Raw genomic sequence first — 17,433 nt, 5'->3', positions numbered from 1 at the left:
CTCCGGGCCACCAGGGCCCGGGGACGACAGTGGCGCCGGACCGGTCTCCGTAGGCACCACGTGAACCGGTCCGGCGCCGCACTGTCGCTAAAGAATGCAGTTCGCGATGTGCTTGGCGATCGCGGGCAGGTCCACGTTCTCCTTGAACTCGAACCGCACCTTGCCGAGCCCGCTGAACCACAGGTCGAGCTCGCCGTCGTTGTCCATCAGGCCGTCGGTCTCGACCGAGTATGCCTGGATCTTGTTGAAGGGCAAGGAGGCGTAGTCCTTCTTGCGGCCGGTGATGCCCTGCACGTTCACGGCGATGACGCGCTTGTTCGTGAAGACCACGAAGTCGCGCACGCCCTCGAAGGCCAGGGCGACCTCTTCACCGTCGGCCAGCAGGGGCTGGACCTCATCGCGGAAGCCGGGGTCGTCGGTGAGCTGGAGCTTGAAAACCGAGCCGTTCTCGAAATCGATCATGCGGGCAGGATATCGGTAAGGCCCCAGCGCCGCTGTCCGGCCGATACGCCTCGGCCGCAAGCGCAGTGGCCTGCGCGATCACCACTTTGAGCGGACGCGACAAAGCGGTCGCCGCGGCGGCCGCGTCCTCGTACTCGACCGAGGCGTTCACGACCTCGCCGTGCTCCAGCGCGAGCTTGACGCCGATCGCGTGACCGTCCACATCGACATGGGTGTACTGCCGCTCGAGCGCGTACTTCTCGATCTCGTAGGAGCGCATGCCGATCGTGGTGGTGTGCCGGACCAGCGCCGAACGCACGGCCGTGATCACCTCGGGGCGGCACAGCACGTGGACCGTGTGCGCCGGGCGGCCCTTCTTCATGAGGATCGGCGTCAACCAGGCATCCGACGCCCCGGCGGCGAGCAGCGCCGCGAGCGCGGCGGGCCACAACCGCGGATCAAGATCGTCCACATTGGTCTCGATGACGACGGGCTTCGCGGAGGGGACGGCGGCATTCTGGTGTTCCTGCGCCGCAGCCGGCGCGTCCTCGCGGGCATGGGAGTTGTGGCCGGGTTGCCTGGTCGGGGACTCGCGCCCGGGTGCTGATGCGGTTTGGTCGTGGTCGTGGTCGTGGTCGTGGTCGTGGTCGTGGTCGTGCGCGTCGCCGTCCTCGGCGGGCGAGGTGTGCCCGTGAGCAGGAGCGCTGTACCCGTGACCGTGTGCCGCAGGCGATCCGCGTTCAGCGGATGGGACGCTGTGGGAGTGGCCGTGGTGCGCCGCGGGGGACGCATGCTCATGCGTCGCGCCGTCGTGCACGCGCGCACCGGTCGCACCGTGGCCGTGGACGGCTTCGTGGTCGTGCCCATTGCCGGTGCGATGCACATGCGCCGTACCGGTTCTGCGAGCCGGCGCGACCTCGCGGCCGATGACGAGCCGCAGGAGGTTCGCGCGCTCCTTCGGGTCGCGGCCGCCCGCACCCACGCCGATCCGTTCGACGATCATCTCCGGCATCGAGCCGTAATCCGAAGCGGCGGCAGCGATGATCGCCGCGCCCGTCGGCGTGCACGCCTCGTACGGCACGGCGCCGACAACCGGCGCGGCCGCGTCCGCGAGCACCCGCAGCACCGCCGGGGCGGGCAGCGGGATGGACCCGTGCGAGCCGCGCGTCGTACCTCCGCCAACGGTCACCGTCGAAGCGGTCACTCGCTCGATGCCCAAGGCCGCCAAGCCCGCCGCGGCGCCCACGATGTCCGCGATCGAGTCGAGCGCGCCCACCTCGTGGAAGTGCACGTCCTCCTCGTCGATCCCGTGCGCGGCGGCTTCCGCCGCCGCCAGCCGCGCGAAGGCCCCCAGCGCCAGCTTCCGGGCCGCATCGTCCAGTGCCGCGCCTTCGAGCATGGTCCGGATCGACCGCCAGCGCCGGTCGGTCGCGACCTCGGGGGCCTCGACGTCGACCTTCGTGCCGACCAGTCCGTGCCGTGTCACCCGGTTGGCGCGCAACCGGATCGGCTCGGTCCCGAGCGCGTCCACAGCTTCCTGCATCACTGCCAAGTCAACCCCGGCGTCGACCAGCGCCCCCAGGAACATGTCGCCGCTGGCGCCGGCCGAGCAGTCCAGCCACGCGACCGCCACGGGGCGGCCTCCCTGGTGCGCCTTCACTGTCCCGCCTTCGACAGTGCTGCCTTCGACAGTGCTGTTTGCAACAGTGCTGCCTCAGACAATGCTGCGTTCAAGCGTGCCGACTCCATGAGTGCCCCGTTCACGATGCCGCCTTCATGCCGAGCATCCGCGCGGCGGCCATCGCCGCGCCGAAACCGTTGTCGATGTTGACCACGGTGACCCCCGGCGAGCAGGAGTTCAGCATGGTCAAGAGCGGCGCGAGGCCGCCGAACGCGGCCCCGTACCCGACCGAGGTCGGCACCGCGACCACCGGCGCGGCGACCAGGCCCGCCACGACCGAGGGCAGGGCGCCGTCCATGCCCGCCACCACGATCACGCAGGCGGCTTCGCGCAGCTCGCCGACCTTGTCGAGGAGCCGGTGCAGCCCGGCGACGCCCACGTCGGCGACCAGCCGCGTGTCGATCCCGTTGGCGCGGGCCACGATCTGGGCCTCGCGCGCCACCGGCAGGTCCGAGGTTCCGGCGCACACCACCGCGAGCAGGCCGGTCTCGGCATCGGGGAAGTCGCCGACCGCGCACACCCCGCTCTCGACCAGCACGTCCGCACCGAAGGCCTCCCGCACCGCCGCACTGCACGCGTCGTCGCAGCGGGTCGCGACCGCCACCCGGCCGGGGTGCGCCTCGCGCAGTGCGGCGAGCGCGCCGACGACCTGCTCGGGCGTCTTCCCCGCCGCGTACACGGCCTCGGCCGTCCCGGTCCGGGCCGGACGGTCGGTGTCGATCTTGGCCCAGCCCAGGTCGCGGTATCCCTCTCCGGCGGCGCCGAACGCCGGCGCGGCGGCGGGCCCGTCGGGGGACGCTTGCGGCGCCGAAGAGTCCGCCTGGCCGGGCGCCTGCGGAGCCGAAGACTCCGGCCGCGCGGCGGACGCCCGCGGAGCCGCGGATTCCTGCCGGCCGGACGCTTGCGTGGCCGTGGGTTCTGGGTCGTGTCGCACGCGTCCATCCTCCCTCCCCCGCCGCACCAGCCGCCACCGGAACGGGGCCCGTCCCAGCGGCGCGGATCCGCGCTGACGGCCGCGCGCCAACCGCTTCAGGCCGACTATCGAAGCGCCCCGCCGCTCCGCCGGACGCCCGACCGCGCCGTACCGCCCTGCGCTAACCGCTTCGCGCCGACCACCGAAGCGCCCGTCAGTCGGCCGTCCCGTGCCGCCTCGCGCCGACCTCTCCGTGGCGCGCTCCGCGATGCCCCGCCGCCACCGGATCCTGCCGGGCCGGGGACGTTCATCACCGCTTCCCTGGACGCACACCGCGAACCGGGCGCGGCGTCGGGCCCCTCGTCTATCGTCAAGGGGTGTCCCAGCCGCTGATCGCCGCCCACCGAGGCGCGAACGAGTTCCTTCCGGAGCATTCGCTCGCCGCGTTCCGGCAGGCGATCGTCGAGGGCGCCGACGGGTTCGAGTTCGACATCCGCCTCACCGCCGACGGCCAGCTCGTGCTCCACCACGACCGCACCGTCAAACGCACCTCCGGCGCCAAGGGCGCCGTGGCGGATCTCACCCTTGCGCAGCTTCGGGAACTGAACTTCGCCCACCTGTTCCCCGACTGCGCCGGCAACCCCGAGGCCGAGCGGATCCCGACCCTCGAGGACCTCTTCGGCCTCGTCGTCGACTCGGGCAAAGACCTCAAACTGTTCATCGAGACCAAGCACCCCTCCAAGTTCGGGCCCCGTCTCGAGATGCGCCTGTGGGAGACGCTGCGGCGATGGCCCGGACTCGACGCCACCGTCATGTCCTTCTCCCGCGCGGCGCTGAAGACCTGGCGCGGCCTGGACTCGGACACACCGCTCGTCTGGATCTTCGAGTACCCGTTCCGCCGCCCGCCCGAAGGCGTCCAGGTGCTCAGTTCGCGGGTCGACTACCTCGACGCGACCCCCGAATTCGTCGAACGCAGCCACGAATCGGGGTACCAGGTGTACACCTGGACCGTCAACGACGCCGACACCGCCCACCGCATGGCGGGACTCGAGGTCGACGTCATGTTCACGGACCGCCCGGCCGCGATCAGGCAGACCCTGGCGGGCTGAATCGCCCCTGCCCGACGGACCCGGCGTCCGCCGGTAATGCTGGCGTCATGCGGAGCTAACAGGTAGGTTGCTGTATAGCCTCCCCACGGCACCGGAGGAAGGAAGGGGACCGCGATGCCCGCTGCGATACCGGCACCAGAGCGGCTGCGCGTCCCCCACCAGTCCGGGGCGGCCAGCCAGGTCCGCCGGTGGCTGCGCGAATCGCTCCCCGATCTGCCCGACGAGGTCCGCGACGACCTCCTCGTGTGCGCGACCGAACTCGTCTCCAACGCCGTCCGGCACGCCCGCCCGCTTCCGGGCGGGGACGTGTGCGTGACCTTCGAGCTCGGCCCGTCCGACGTCGAGGTCCGCGTGGTCGACGGCGGCTCTCGCACCCACCCGCACGTGTGCGCGGTCAACCTCGACTCGGCCCACGGCCGCGGCATGTTCATCGTCTCCAAGCTCTCCGCCGACTGGGGCGCCCGCTCCCTCGGCGACGGCACCCAGGAGGTCTGGGCCCGCATCCCGTTGCGTTGACCCGCTCGAGGTCGCCTCACCCGGATTGACCGGACAGGCCCTCGCCCCGCCCCCGTACGCTGTCCGGGTGTCCAACCGCCCGCTCTTCATCGACCTCGCCTTCTACGGCCTGGCCGCGCTCTTCGCGGGCGCCACCGCGCTGTGGACGACCCTCGACTCGCACGCCCAGTGGGGCGCGGTCGCCTTCGGCGGGTACCTGCCCGCGGCGATCTGCGCCGCGATCCTGCTGGCCCAGCCCGGGCCGGTGTGGCGCCGCCGGGCGTTCATCACCGTCGGCGCGGCCCTCGCCGTCACCGCGATCCCGTTGCTGTTCATGGCGATCGACCGCGCCGCGGGCGTCAGCGGACGCGCTCAGGAAGAGGTCCTCGTCGTCGAGGCCTCCGGCGTGCGCCTGCTCGACACCGGCAGTCCTTACCTGCACGCCGACGTGATCAGCGCTCTCCCCGATCCGCTCCTGGGGTACAACCCGTACCAGCCCGGCATGGCCCTCTTCGGCATCCCCGCCGCGCTCTTCGGCCAGCACTGGTGGACCGACGCGCGCATCTACTTCCTGCTCGCCGCCGCCGCTTGCGCGATCGGGGCGGTCCGGCTCCTGCGCGGCGGCCCCGGCAGCTCGCCCGACCCCACGGGCGCGGGCAAGGGCCCCCTGCTGCGCGCCGTCCAGGCCACGTTCGTGTTCCCCGTGTGCGCCTTGACGTTCGCCACCGGCGGCGACGACATGCCCGTGGTCGCCCTCATGGTCCTCGCGCTCGCCTTCGCCCACCGCGAACGCCCGCTCGCCGCAGGCCTGGCGGTCGGCGCCGCCGCCGCGCTCAAGCTCTTCGCGTGGCCCGCCGCCGTCGTGATCGCGTTCCTGATGCTGCGCGGCCGCGACACCCGGGCCACGGATCTGAGGCGCTACCTCGCCGGGTTCGCCGTGCCCGTCGCGGTGACGATGCTGCCGGTCCTGGCCGTGGACGCCCGCGGGTTCTTCGACAATGTGGTCGCGTTCGGCCTCGGGCACGGCGTGGTCACCTCGCCCGCGCAGTCGCCGCTGCCGGGATTCCTTGTCGCCCAGTACGTTCCGGGCGGCGACCTCATCGCCCCGGCGCTGCTCGGACTCGCCGCACTCGTGATCGCGGGGCTGCTGTGGACGCGCCCGCCGGTGACGGCCGCGTCGGCCGCGCTGTGGTGCGCGGCGGGGCTCTCCGCGGCGTTCCTGCTGATGCCGTCCACGCGCTTCGGGTACCTGCTGTACCCGGTGGTGCTGCTCGGCTGGTGGCTGCCGCTGCGCGATGCGGTGGCGGGCACCGTGACCGGGACCCTGTTCCAGGGCTTGGCGCAGGACGACGAGGTGGTCGACGAGCTGGAGGAGGAGACCGGCCTCGGCCCGTCCATCGCGGTCGAATGGTGGCGCTGACGAGCGGTGGTGTTGACCGAGCGGCGCCGCACCCGTTCGGGTGACAGATCAGCTCGACGGCCCGGTTTTTGTCGTACCCCCGCGGCATTGTGGGAGCTACGGTCCCCTCTGGGAGGGTGGGGGTTGGGGATGGCCTTTGCTCTAACCGTTGGTTACGCGGGGCCGGACCCGGTCAGACCGCCATGTCGACGAAGCGCGAGAGGTGGAGCTGGGCCGCGACGGTGATCGTGTCCGTCGCGCCGTTGCGGTGCTTGGCGACGATGAAGTCCGCTTCGCCCGCGCGCGGCGACTCCTTGTCGTAGTAGTCCTCGCGGTGCAGCAGGATCACGACGTCCGCGTCCTGCTCCAGCGAACCGGACTCGCGGAGGTCGGAGAGCTGCGGGCGCTTGTCGGTGCGCTGCTCGGGTCCGCGGTTGAGCTGCGCGACCGCGATCACCGGGCACTGCACCTCCTTGGCGAGGAGCTTGAGGCCACGGCTGATCTCCGAGACCTCCTGCTGGCGCGACTCGGTCTTCTTCGGCGAGGTCATCAGCTGGAGGTAGTCGACCACGATGAGTTTGAGGTCGTGGCGCTGCTTGAGCCGCCGGGCCTTGGCCCGGATCTCCATCATCGTCATCGAGGCCGTGTCGTCCACGAACAGGGGCGCTTCGGAGATGTCGCCCATGCGCTTGGCCAGGCGCGTCCAGTCGTCGTCGCTCAGGTCGCCCGAGCGCAGGACGTGCATCGGCACCCGCGTCTCGGCGCTCAGGAGGCGCATGACGATCTCGAGCTTGCTCATTTCGAGGCTGAACAGGGCCGCGGCGTGCCGGTGGTGGAGGGACGCGTGCCGCATGAAGTCCATTGCGGCCGTTGACTTGCCGGCGCCGGGGCGGCCGGCGACGATGATGAGCTGGCCGGCCTGCAGGCCCGAGAGGAGCCGGTCGAGGTCGGCGAAGCCGGTCGGGATGCCGGTCATGAGGCCCTGGCTCGCGCCGATCGCCTCGATCTCGTCCATCGCGGGCTGGAGGAGGTCGGAGAGGACCGCGAAGTCCTCGCTCTGGCGGTTGTCGGTGACCTCGTAGACGGCCTGCTGGGCGAGGTCGACGAGGTCGTCGATGTCGCGCCCGCCCTGGCCGCCGCCGTAGCCGTACTGGACGACCTTCGTGCCGGCCTCGATGAGCCGCCGCAGGATCGCCTTCTCCTTGACGATCTTCGCGTAGTACCCGGCGTTCGCGGCCGTGGGCACGGCGTTGAGCAGGTCGTGGAGGTACGGGCCGCCGCCGATCTTGGCGAGGTCGCCGGTGTCGGCGAGGGCGGCGGCGATCGTGACGGCGTCGGCGGGCTCGCCGTTGCCGAACTTGTCGATGATCGCGTCGAAGACCATGCCGTGCTTGGGCTGGTAGAAGTCGCCCGGGCCGAGCACCTCGATGACGTCGGCGATCGCGTCCTTGCTCATGAGCATGCCGCCGAGGACGGACATTTCGGCCTGGTGGTCCTGGGGCGGGGTGCGCTCGTAGGCGCGGTTGCCGCCGCCTCCGCCACCACCTCCGCTGCCGCTGAACGGATCCTCGGGCGGAGTGTCGAAATAGGAGCTGCTGGAGCCGTTCGCTCCCCGCGAGTAGACGCCTTCCGCCGACACGTCGGTCATGCCGTCCACCCCCTCGGTCACCGTGCGTTCATGGTGAATGTACCGCTTGCATATGACAGATCGCGGCGTCAACGACGCTATGTCGCGCCGGGCACGGTTGCAAACGGGGCTGTGGACAACCCTGTGGACAAAGCTGTGGATAACCTGTGGATAACCGCGTCCGGCCTGTGGACAACCTGTGGACAGTTACGTGAACGGGGCTCGAATCGCGGCGTTCACCTGTGGGGACGTTGTCCACCGCCTGTGGATGGAGATTCGTTCGTGCCAACTTGCGGCTAAGGTGAGGGGCGACCCCGGCACGGATCAGAGGAGCGAGACCCCATGAACGCCCCCCGGCAACCCGAGCGCAGGCCCCGGCTCGACCCCGACGGCGACGACCGCCCGGGGGAGCGGGCGTTCACGCCGACGTTGCTCGTGACGCTCGCCTGGTATGCGGTGCCGATCGCGGTGTACCTGGCGTGGGTGCTGTGGCAGCCGCCGGTGGACGCGACGTGCGCGGCGGCAGGGTGCACGGTGGGCGGGCGGCTCTCGGCGGCAATCGCGGGCGGCTGGGCGTGGACGCTCTCGGCGCTCACGGCGAGCCTGCTCGTGGCGGTGCTCCTGCGGCTCCCGCGCGCGGGCTGGCGCGCCGGCGTGGCCGGCTCGGCGGCGGCGATCCTCGGCGCGGGCCTGGTGACGGTGGTGCTGCGAACGGCCGGCTGGGTGATCTGAGCGCGCTCGCATGGCCGGCTCGGCCGCCGGCCGCGGGGCCGTACCGGGTGCCCCGGGATACCCGCCCATTCCCACCTTCACCACTACCAGTGAAAAGGACACCCTCCCACACGGCTGCGACGCCATCAGGCGGGTTGCGAGGCCAAGGGCGGCAAGGACTTCGAACACCGGCGGGCAAAACCGGTCAAATGCGGCGAATACCGCGGGTCGGATTCATGCGAAGGAGTGAACGGACACGAGAAAGGCCCGCGACCGGAACGGTCGCGGGCCTGTCGCTTTCGCGTCCTACTTCTTGCGGCGCTTGGCCGGCGTGACCTGAAGCTTGAACTTCGCGGTCACCTCCGGGTGCAGCTTGACCGACACGTCGTAGGTGCCGACCGACTTGATCGAGGCGGGCAGCTCGACGCGGCGGCGGTCGATCTTCGGACCCCCGGCCTCGTCGACGGCCTTCACCACGTCGACCGCGGAGATCGAGCCGAAGAGCCGGTCCCCGTCGCCCGTGCGGGCGACGATGTGGGCGTCGGTTTTCTTCAGCTGCTCGGCCACGGCGCGAGCCTGGTCGAGGTCGTGGATCTGGCGGGCCGCACGGGCGCGCTGGATCGAGTCGACTTCCTTCTGACCGCCCTTGGTCCAGGCGATCGCCAGGCCCTGCGGCAGGAGGTAGTTGCGGCCGTAGCCGTTCTTCACCTCGACCACATCGCCGGCCGAACCGAGGTTGGGCACCTCATGAGTCAGGATGATCTTCATGTTGCGCTCCTTCCTTAGCGGGTCTGGCTGGTGTACGGAAGCAGAGCCATTTCGCGGGCGTTCTTGACGGCCGCGGCGATCTGGCGCTGCTGCTGGGTGGTCACGCCGGTCACCCGGCGGGCACGGATCTTGCCGCGGTCGGAGATGAACTTCCGAAGCAGCGCCGTGTCCTTGTAGTCGATGTACTCGATACCCTCTTTGTCAATCGGGTTCGGCTTCTTCTTCGGCTTCCGCAGGGGAGCCGATTTCGGGTTGGCCATGTGTCGTCTTGCCTCTTACTCGAGATCGTTACCGGACTGCCGAGGCAGTGCCGGTTAGAACGGCGGGTCCTCGTCGAAGCCTCCACCGCCGGCGGAAGCGCCGGCAGGGGCGGCAGAGGCCCAAGGGTCGTCAGGTGCGGAGCCGCCACCGGTGTTGCCGCCGCCCCCGAAGGAACGACCGCCGCCACCGCCGGAGCCTGCGCCCGACTTGTTGAGCTTCGCTGTGGAAAAACGCAGCGCGGGGCCGACTTCCTCGACGTCCAGCTCGTACACAGTGCGCTTCTCGCCCTCGCGGGTCTCGTAGCTGCGCTGCTTGAGCCTGCCCTGCACGATCACGCGGGTACCGCGCGACAGGGACTCGGCGACGTTCTCGGCGTACTGGCGCCACACACTGCAGGTGAGGAACAGGGCCTCACCGTCTTTCCACGCGTTCGACTCTTTGTCGAACGTGCGCGGGGTCGATGCGATTCGGAACTTCGCGACGGCGGCACCGGACGGCGTGTAACGCAGTTCGGGGTCGTCGACGAGGTTGCCGATAACCGTGATGACTGTCTCTCCTGCCATGACCTCTTCTCCCTAAGGTCTCGCAGTTACAGGGTCGGGTTACCGAAGCTCCGGTCGCAGCACCTTGGCGCGCAGCACCGACTCGTTGAGTCGCAGCTGACGGTCCATCTCAGCGACGGGACCGGGCTCGGACTGCAGGTCGATGACGGCGTAGACGCCCTCGTTGCTCTTGTTGATCTCGTAGGCGAGACGGCGCCGACCCCAGACGTCGATCTTGTCGACGGTTCCCCCGGCGTCCTTGACGCCCTTCAGGAACTTGTCCAGTGTCGGGCTGACCTGGGCTTCCTCGATGTTCGGTTCGAGGATCACCATGAGTTCGTAATGCCGCAAGATAGCTCCACCCCCTTTGGTCTAAAACGGCTGCGGTCTCTCCGCAGCAGGAGGAATCACTTGCGCGTGCCGCGCCTTCCCGGAGACCGGTCCGGTACGGACAACCGGGCAATCGTACCTGCTTACAGGCAGTGCGCCTGCAGCGCGCCGCCTGGATGTGACGCTACCGGCCGGGTACGACATTCGAGGCCCCGACACCGCCCACGCCGCGCCCGGCGCGGCCGGCGCCGACTGAGCTTCGCCTCACACACGGTCCGGACACCGTGCGCGCTAAGTTGGAAGGCGTGACATCGGAGTTCCGCTATACCGACCTGCTTCCCGTCGGCCCCGACACCACCGAGTACCGCCTGCTCACCAAGGACGGGGTGAACACGGTCGAGGCCGCCGGACGGCGGTTCCTGACCGTGGAGCCCGAAGTCCTGACGCAGCTCGCGACCGAGGCCGTCAAGGACATCTCCCACTACCTGCGCCCGGCGCACCTCTCGCAGCTGCGCTCCATCCTCGACGACCCCGAGGCCAGCGGCAACGACCGGTTCGTCGCGATGGACCTGCTCAAGAACGCCAACATCGCGTCCGGCATGGTCCTGCCGATGTGCCAGGACACCGGCACCGCCATCGTTATGGGCAAGCGCGGCCGCCACGTCCTCACCGACGGCCGCGACGCCGAGCACCTCTCCCGCGGCGTCTGGCAGGCCTACCACGACCTCAACCTGCGGTACTCCCAGATGGCGCCGCTGACCATGTGGGACGAGAAGAACACCGGCTCGAACCTGCCCGCGCAGATCGAGCTGTACGCCGAAGGCGACGACGCGTACAAGTTCCAGTTCATCGCCAAGGGCGGCGGCAGCGCCAACAAGTCGTTCCTGTTCCAGGAGACCAAGGCGATCCTCAACCCCGACGCGATGATGCGGTTCCTCGAGGAGAAGCTGCGGGCCATCGGCACCGCCGCGTGCCCGCCGTACCACCTGGCGATCGTCATCGGCGGCACCAGCGCCGAGTTCGCGGTCAAGACTGCGAAGTACGCGTCCACGAAGTACCTCGACACGATGCCCACCCAAGGTTCGCCGCTCGGCCACGGCTTCCGCGACGTCGAACTCGAGCAGCAGGTCCTCGAGCTGACCCGCCAGTTCGGCATCGGCGCCCAGTTCGGCGGCAAGTACTTCTGCCACGACGTGCGCGTCATCCGCCTCCCGCGCCACGGCGCCTCCCTGCCGGTGGCGCTCAGCGTCTCCTGCTCGGCGGACCGCCAGGCCATGGCCAAGATCACCGCCGAGGGCGTGTTCCTGGAGCAGCTGGAGACCGACCCGAGCCGGTACGTGCCGGACGTGCAGGAGGACGACCTCGCCGAGGACGTCGTGCGCATCGACCTGAACCGGCCGATGGCCGAGATCCGCGCGGAGCTCTCCAAGCACCCGGTGAAGACCCGCGTCTCGCTCACCGGCACGCTCGTCGTCGCCCGCGACATCGCCCACGCCAAGATCAAGGAGCGCCTCGACGCCGGCGAGCCCATGCCGCAGTACCTGCGCGACCACGCGGTCTACTACGCCGGCCCGGCCAAGACCCCCGAGGGCTACGCCTCGGGTTCCTTCGGCCCCACAACCGCCGGGCGCATGGACACCTACGTCGAGCAGTTCCAGGCCGCGGGCGGCTCGTTCGTCATGCTGGCCAAGGGCAACCGCTCCGACCAGGTCACGAACGCCTGCAAGGCGCACGGCGGCTTCTACCTCGGCTCCATCGGCGGCCCGGCCGCCAAGCTCGCCCAGGACAACATCAAGTCGATGGAGGTCCTGGAATACCCCGAGCTGGGCATGGAGGCGGTCTGGAAGATCGAGGTCGAGGACTTCCCGGCGTTCATCGTCGTGGACGACAAGGGCAACGACTTCTACGCCGAGACCCGCAAGCCCGTGCTCACCGTCGGCCGCAGACCCAGGCTGACGGTCTCCTAGGGTCCGATGGGCGCCTCACCCCCCGTGGATCCCGCGATTCTCAGAGCGCACGCCGACAACCTGGACCTCCTGGGCCACAGGCTCGAATCGGTCGGCTACGTGAGCGCCGAGGCGGTCGTGCCCGGCGGCGTGTTCGGCGACCTGTGCGCCCCGATCGCGATGCTCATCGGCGAGAAGCAGCGCGACCAGGACCAGCTGACCGCGCGCTTTCACGACAACCTGGAGCTGGCGGTGCTCAACCTGCACCGCATGGCCGACGGAAAACGGAACGGGAACCCTGACCGCAGGCCCGACTTCTGGGCGTCCGCCGGTCGCGGGAGCGGCGATCAGCCCGCCGGATCGCGGCCCGGCCGGGCAGGCGACTTCGGCGGCCTGATCGCGAAGTTCCGGAAGCGGACCTGGCTCCACGCCCGGCTCGCCGTCCGCGGCGACGGCGGCGCCGTCGCCGTGCGGACCCGCGGGGCCCTGCTCGAGGCGACGTCGCCGGCCGCTCCGCTCACGGTGCTCGCCGGCCGGCTCGACGTGGACCACCGTGCGGCTGCCGCCGCCGCCCGGCGCTGGGCGGCGATGTCGGCAGAGCTGCGGGAGATCGCCTCCGACCTGGAATGGTGCCTGGAGTCCGACCTCGCCGGGTGGCAGGGCGCCGACCATCTCGCCTACCAGGAGCTGATGGCGCACAACGTCCACGGCATCTACGCGGTCGCCGCGACCGCGGCGATGCTGGGCCACTCGGTCGAGGGCGTCGCGGGCGCGGCCACCGCGACGCGCGAAGCGGTGGTCGGCCTCGTCGACCGGCAGGCGGTCGCCATCGCGGCGATAGCCTTCGGAGGGCCTGCGGACCACCAGGTCCGCGCCCTGCTGGGGATCGCGTTCGGGATCAGCGTGCTCGCCCTCGGGTACGTGCGGGACCTCGCGCGGAGCCTCGCGGCGTTCCGGAAGCTGATGGGCGTCCGGTAGCGCCCGCGTCCTGCGTCGGGGCCCGTGCGCTCCACCGGTATGACACCGCACCCCCGGGAATCTGCGCGGCTCGTCCCCACCGCTCGAACCCTCGCCGACGCTGCGCCGAGCGGAATAGAGCCGGGCTCACCTACGATCTCCTTGAGGACCGGGCCCGCAGCGGCCCGCCCTCGCCTCGTTCCGTGAAAGGCTCCGCATGAAGCTCCGCTCCTCACTCTGGATCGCCCCGATCGTCATACCCGTGGGTGTGCTGGCCGTCCTGCCGCTTCCGCTTGTGGACTCGGACCTGAGCTACACCTCCCCGGGTCTCTGGCTCGCGGCGGCAGTCGCCTCCGGCGTGCTCGTCCTCGCCGCCATCGGTGTCGTCTTGTGGTATCCGGGGATGGATCTGCAGGAGGAGCGGTTCCTCGTGCGTGGCAAGTACGGATGGGGCCTGCGGCAGACGCTCGGGGCGGGCGAGCGTTGGGTGATCGCGGGCGACCAGCTGTGCCTCCAGCGGAAGGACGGCTCGCTCGTGAAGTTGCGCGTCGGCCGATGGGCGGTCAACCGGCGCGACTGGGCCGAGCTGGAGCAGACCCTTCCGATGGTCGACCGGTACTGACTGCACTTGTCCGCGCAGGCGCCCGCCTCGAACGACTCCGCCCGTGGTCCGAACGGCCGGTCTTCATTGGCTGTACGGAGCGTCCCTCGGCGCGGGCCGGCGGCCAGTGGCTGGTTTTGTCCATTTTTGACGGTTGTGAAGCGGCTGCGGGAACGATCCCATCCGGCCTCAAAATTACAGATGAGCGACATTTCAGAGATTTCGCGAGGCCACTGAGGACGCCGCGGTCCGGTTACGATTCGCTGAGTCGTACTGGTCAGTACGCCGCCCTTCACCTCTGGAATCCCCATGATCGAGCACTTCTCATACGGGTACCTCACGCTGCCCATCGCGTTCCTGGTGTCCATGACCGGATCGGCCCTCGGCCTGCTCATGGCCAGGCACGCCCGCCGCCACGAGCGGCCCGGACGCCGTGCGCTCTGGCTCGCCGTGGCCGCGTTCGCCATCGGCGGCACCGGCATCTGGGTCATGCACTTCGTCGCGATGCTCGGCTTCACCGTCGAGGAAGCCGAACTGCGGTACGACCCCGCGCTCACCGCGCTGAGCGCCCTCGTCGCCGTCGCCGTTGTCGCCTGCGGCCTCCTGGTGATCGGCCTGGGCCGGTATTCGACCCTGAAGCTCGCCGTCGCCGGCCTCTTCACCGGTGCGGGCGTCGCCGCCATGCACTACCTGGGGATGGCCGCCGTCAGCACCGACGTCCTGCTCACCCACCGGCCCGGGTACGTGGCCGCGGCCGTCGCGATCGCCGTCGTCGCCGCCACGACCGCGCTCTGGCTCTCATGGCGCGTCGAGCGCGCCGCTTCGATCTGGATCGCCGCGTTCGTGATGGCCCTGGCCGTCAACCTCATGCACTACACGGCCATGTTCGGCATCGCGACCGCCGGGGACTCGGCCGCGCAGGCCCACGGCGTCCACTCGATGGACCTCGTCTTCCCGATGGCGACGCTGACCGCCATCGCGATGCTGATCCTCGTCTACACCGTCGTCATCGTCCCCACCGACGCCGAGATGCGCACCGAGGCGCGCATGACCTCCCTGGAAGGCCAACTGCGCCAGCCGACCGGCACCATCGGCCGCTGACCCTCGACGACGCCGCGACGAAATGAACCGGCCCCGCTCGATGAGCGGGGCCGGTTCGCTGATCTGGCAGTGCCGTTGCAAGGCAGTGCCGCCAGCCCGCAGTGCTTTTAACCGACCGTGTTCGCGAAGTGGTAGTTGTTGGTGGCGTCCCAGTTGATCGACCAGGTCATCGCGCCGCCGATGCCCGGGTAGGCCTGGTCGGGGACGAAGTCGCCGCAGCCCTGGCGGGTCTCGAGGCAGCGGATGGCATCGTTGACCATCGTCGGATTGACGTAGCCCGATCCGGCGGCGCTCGGCACGGCCGGGAGGCCGAGGCCCACCTGGCTCGGGTCGAGTCCGGCCTTCAGCTGGATGCAGGCGAGGCCGGTGAGGAAGTCGATGTCGCCCTGGGCGTACACCTGGCCGTCGCAGCCGAGCATCGAGCCCGAGTTGTAGTACTGCATGTTGACGATCGTCAGGATGTCCTTGGTGTTGATCGCAAGCTGCGCGTAGCTGCCCTGAGCGGACTGGAAGTCGATCGTCTGCGGCGCCATGGTGTAGGTGAAGCCCGGCTTCGAGGCGCTGATGGAGCGCAGCGCGGTCTCCATCGGCCCGGGGTTGATGCCGTGCTCGAGGTCGATGTCGACGCCGTTGAACCCGTACTCGTTCATGAGCCCGACGATCGAGCTCGCGAAGGCCGCCGCAGTGGTGGCGTTGTTCACGGTGACGGTGCCCCGCTCGCCGCCCACCGAGATGATGACGTCCCGGCCCTGGGCCTTGATCGTGGTGATGTCGGCCTTGAACTCGGCCTCGGTGTACCCGGCATTGGTGAGGCTCGAGTCGAGCGCGAAGTCGACCTGGCCCGGCGTCGTGGTGGACTCGGCGAAGGCCACGGCGATGATGTCGTACGAGGCGGGGACCTCGCCCAGCTCCATGACGCCCGAGCCGTTGTCGAAGTTGTGCCAGTACCCGGTGAGCAGGTTGTCGCCCTGGCCTGGACCGCCGGTGGGCTGCTCCGTGGGCTCGCCGGTGGTGGGCGGGGTGGTCGGTTCGCCGCCGTCGCAGGCGCCGAGGTCCTGCCAGACGCCCCATTGGCCGGTGGTGCCGGGGGTTTCGCCGGTCGTCCACCACTTGGCGCGGTATTCGCGCCCCGCGTGGCTGACCTGGTCGCCGCCGACGTAGACCGCGCTGGACTGCCAGGCCGCGCCGGTGCAGGCGACCTGCGCGGAGGCGGTGTTCGCGAGTGCCATCGGCACGGCGACGGCGGCACTGGCCACGGCGAGGGCGGTGGCGGCAACGATCATTGCTCTTCGATTGCGTCGCAAGGGACCTCCAAATATAAAGATTCCTAAATATATGCTCCTCATCGTGTCCGGGCGCGGCCCGCTTGTCAAGACGGACGGGGCAGAAAAAATCCGACTCGCCCGGTTTGCGAGGGCTCTTGGCAAGGCCCGCAACCGAATGAGTCGGATACTTTCCTATTTGGATTTCGGCCGTTATGCGGCCCCGCGGCGGCGCTCGCGGGCGGGCCGGTCGGCGAGGCGGCGTTCGCGCTTCCCGCGCGCCAGCTCCGTCTCGAGGGCGTCGAGCGGGCCGGCGAAGCCGTCCGCGAACCGCTCGAGCCAGGCCCGGACGACCGCGAGGCCGTCCAGGTCGGCGCCGTAGAACCGCCTGGTGCCCTCGGCCCGCACGGTCACGAGCCCGGCCTCGCGCAGCACCTTCAAGTGCTGCGAGACCGCCGGCTGCGAGATGCCGAATGCGGCTCCGATGATGTCGGCGACCGCTCCGGCCGGGCGCTCGCCCTCGCCGAGGAGCTCCATGATCCGGCGGCGCACCGGGTCGCCGAGGGCGTCGAACGCGGCCTCGGCCGATCCGCCGTCGCTCACGCTTCCGGCTGCTGCGGCGGCACCGTGTAGAACGCGACGACCGCGTCGACGGCGGCCTTCGCCTCGTCCGGGTCGTCGCCGTCGGCGATCGCGGCCGCGCCCCAGGCGTCGCCGAGGCGGCGCGCGTACTCGGCGCCTTCAGGCCCGGTCATCCACTGCTCCCACTCCTCGGGGTCCAGCGACGCGTCGGTCTCGAGGTAGTAGCCGAAGCTGTGCAGGAGCCCGTCCCAGCCGATGCCGACCGCGCCGGGCCCGTACTGGGCCCACATCGCGGGGTCGACCGGCGCCTCGTGGACGAGCTCGAGCACCGTGCCGCCGCCGTCCTCGCTGAGGCGCACCTCGAGCCAGGACATGCCGCCGCCGAACTCCCACGTGACGGCGAGCAGCTCGGGGGCGTCGCAGCGCTCGATCGAGCCGCCGGCCTGCGCCTCGAACTGGTATCGACCGCCCACCTCGAGGTCGCCGCTGACCGGCTGGAACCAGCGCGGGAGCCGTTCGGGACTGGTGAGCGCGTCCCAGACGTCGGCCCGGGTGGCGCGGTAGGCGCGCTTGGCGACGAGGACCTTCGTCGCGGCGCCGTTCCGCTCGCCGGTGCGGATCTCGCGGGCCACCATGCCGGCCGACGCGATCGGGTCTTTGGGATCGGACATGCCGCCTCCTAATATAAGTTGGAACTTATACTAGGA

At 70.2% G+C, this 17,433-nt stretch carries 19 protein-coding genes; 8 read left to right on the top strand and 11 right to left on the bottom strand.

From position 1 onward, the window contains the following. Window positions 1–87 precede the first annotated feature (87 nt). From O2L52_RS15040 to larB, 3 genes are all read right to left on the bottom strand, one after another. On the bottom strand, window positions 88–462 hold the full coding sequence (locus O2L52_RS15040; protein WP_270116468.1) for a PH domain-containing protein: 375 nt from the start codon (window positions 460–462) through the stop codon (window positions 88–90). After that, a complete protein-coding gene (gene larC / locus O2L52_RS15035) occupies window positions 395–2,074 on the bottom strand; it encodes a nickel pincer cofactor biosynthesis protein LarC (RefSeq protein ID WP_270116467.1) in 1,680 nt (559 codons plus the stop codon). The genes O2L52_RS15040 and larC overlap by 68 nt, the downstream gene beginning before the upstream one ends. A gap of 127 nt (window positions 2,075–2,201) precedes the next feature. Next, complete coding sequence (larB, locus tag O2L52_RS15030; protein ID WP_270116465.1) at window positions 2,202–3,056, bottom strand: nickel pincer cofactor biosynthesis protein LarB; 855 nt, start codon at window positions 3,054–3,056, stop codon at window positions 2,202–2,204. A gap of 356 nt (window positions 3,057–3,412) precedes the next feature. Here larB and O2L52_RS15025 point away from each other — a divergent pair, with 356 nt between their 5' ends. From O2L52_RS15025 to O2L52_RS15015, 3 genes are all read left to right on the top strand, one after another. After that, window positions 3,413–4,144, top strand: a complete 732-nt coding sequence (locus O2L52_RS15025) for a glycerophosphodiester phosphodiesterase (RefSeq protein ID WP_270116463.1) — start codon at window positions 3,413–3,415, stop codon at window positions 4,142–4,144. A 114-nt stretch (window positions 4,145–4,258) separates the two neighbouring features. After that, window positions 4,259–4,660, top strand: a complete 402-nt coding sequence (locus tag O2L52_RS15020) for an ATP-binding protein (RefSeq protein WP_270116462.1) — start codon at window positions 4,259–4,261, stop codon at window positions 4,658–4,660. 67 nt (window positions 4,661–4,727) lie between these two features. Beyond that, the gene (locus O2L52_RS15015) at window positions 4,728–6,059 is read left to right on the top strand and encodes a glycosyltransferase 87 family protein (RefSeq protein ID WP_270116461.1); all 1,332 of its coding nucleotides are present in this window, start codon (window positions 4,728–4,730) and stop codon (window positions 6,057–6,059) included. A gap of 172 nt (window positions 6,060–6,231) precedes the next feature. On the opposite strand, the gene dnaB is transcribed toward O2L52_RS15015, so the two are convergent. Next, complete coding sequence (gene dnaB, locus O2L52_RS15010) at window positions 6,232–7,707, bottom strand: replicative DNA helicase (RefSeq protein WP_270116459.1); 1,476 nt, start codon at window positions 7,705–7,707, stop codon at window positions 6,232–6,234. A gap of 300 nt (window positions 7,708–8,007) precedes the next feature. Here dnaB and O2L52_RS15005 point away from each other — a divergent pair, with 300 nt between their 5' ends. Next, on the top strand, window positions 8,008–8,397 hold the full coding sequence (locus O2L52_RS15005; protein ID WP_270116458.1) for a hypothetical protein: 390 nt from the start codon (window positions 8,008–8,010) through the stop codon (window positions 8,395–8,397). 285 nt (window positions 8,398–8,682) lie between these two features. Here O2L52_RS15005 and rplI read toward each other — a convergent pair whose 3' ends face one another. The 4 genes from rplI to rpsF are packed head-to-tail and all read right to left on the bottom strand — an operon-like array spanning window position 8,683 to window position 10,298. Continuing rightward, the gene (gene rplI, locus O2L52_RS15000; RefSeq protein WP_270116457.1) at window positions 8,683–9,144 is read right to left on the bottom strand and encodes a 50S ribosomal protein L9; all 462 of its coding nucleotides are present in this window, start codon (window positions 9,142–9,144) and stop codon (window positions 8,683–8,685) included. Between the two features lie 14 nt (window positions 9,145–9,158). Beyond that, entirely contained in the window at window positions 9,159–9,404 is a 246-nt protein-coding gene (gene rpsR / locus O2L52_RS14995) for a 30S ribosomal protein S18 (protein ID WP_270116456.1), read from the bottom strand. 54 nt (window positions 9,405–9,458) lie between these two features. Continuing rightward, window positions 9,459–9,968: a single-stranded DNA-binding protein gene (locus O2L52_RS14990; RefSeq protein WP_270116454.1), complete on the bottom strand. Its 510-nt coding sequence runs from the start codon at window positions 9,966–9,968 to the stop codon at window positions 9,459–9,461. Window positions 9,969–10,007: 39 nt separating this feature from the next. Next, entirely contained in the window at window positions 10,008–10,298 is a 291-nt protein-coding gene (gene rpsF / locus O2L52_RS14985) for a 30S ribosomal protein S6 (protein WP_270116453.1), read from the bottom strand. A 284-nt stretch (window positions 10,299–10,582) separates the two neighbouring features. Between rpsF and O2L52_RS14980 the strand changes: the two genes are divergently transcribed. The 4 genes from O2L52_RS14980 to O2L52_RS14965 all read left to right on the top strand — a co-directional run bounded on the left by O2L52_RS14980 (window position 10,583) and on the right by O2L52_RS14965 (window position 14,882). Next, a complete protein-coding gene (locus O2L52_RS14980; RefSeq protein WP_270116452.1) occupies window positions 10,583–12,244 on the top strand; it encodes a fumarate hydratase in 1,662 nt (553 codons plus the stop codon). Window positions 12,245–12,250: 6 nt separating this feature from the next. Further along, window positions 12,251–13,201, top strand: a complete 951-nt coding sequence (locus O2L52_RS14975) for a hypothetical protein (protein WP_270116451.1) — start codon at window positions 12,251–12,253, stop codon at window positions 13,199–13,201. Between the two features lie 196 nt (window positions 13,202–13,397). Continuing rightward, window positions 13,398–13,802: a hypothetical protein gene (locus O2L52_RS14970; protein WP_270116450.1), complete on the top strand. Its 405-nt coding sequence runs from the start codon at window positions 13,398–13,400 to the stop codon at window positions 13,800–13,802. A gap of 288 nt (window positions 13,803–14,090) precedes the next feature. After that, window positions 14,091–14,882, top strand: a complete 792-nt coding sequence (locus O2L52_RS14965; protein ID WP_270116449.1) for an MHYT domain-containing protein — start codon at window positions 14,091–14,093, stop codon at window positions 14,880–14,882. 107 nt (window positions 14,883–14,989) lie between these two features. Here the strand turns inward: O2L52_RS14965 and O2L52_RS14960 are convergent, their stop codons facing one another. From O2L52_RS14960 to O2L52_RS14950, 3 genes are all read right to left on the bottom strand, one after another. Then, window positions 14,990–16,165, bottom strand: a complete 1,176-nt coding sequence (locus O2L52_RS14960; protein WP_270116447.1) for a glycosyl hydrolase family 18 protein — start codon at window positions 16,163–16,165, stop codon at window positions 14,990–14,992. Window positions 16,166–16,357: 192 nt separating this feature from the next. After that, on the bottom strand, window positions 16,358–16,681 hold the full coding sequence (locus tag O2L52_RS14955; RefSeq protein WP_373897038.1) for an ArsR/SmtB family transcription factor: 324 nt from the start codon (window positions 16,679–16,681) through the stop codon (window positions 16,358–16,360). 62 nt (window positions 16,682–16,743) lie between these two features. Beyond that, entirely contained in the window at window positions 16,744–17,397 is a 654-nt protein-coding gene (locus O2L52_RS14950) for an SRPBCC family protein (RefSeq protein WP_270116445.1), read from the bottom strand. Window positions 17,398–17,433 lie beyond the last annotated feature (36 nt).

The organism is Glycomyces algeriensis, assembly GCF_027622855.1.
Classification (GTDB): Bacteria; Actinomycetota; Actinomycetes; order Mycobacteriales; family Micromonosporaceae; genus Glycomyces; species Glycomyces algeriensis.
The sequence above is the reverse complement of the archived record's forward strand: the minus strand, read 5'-3'. Positions and strand labels throughout refer to the sequence as shown.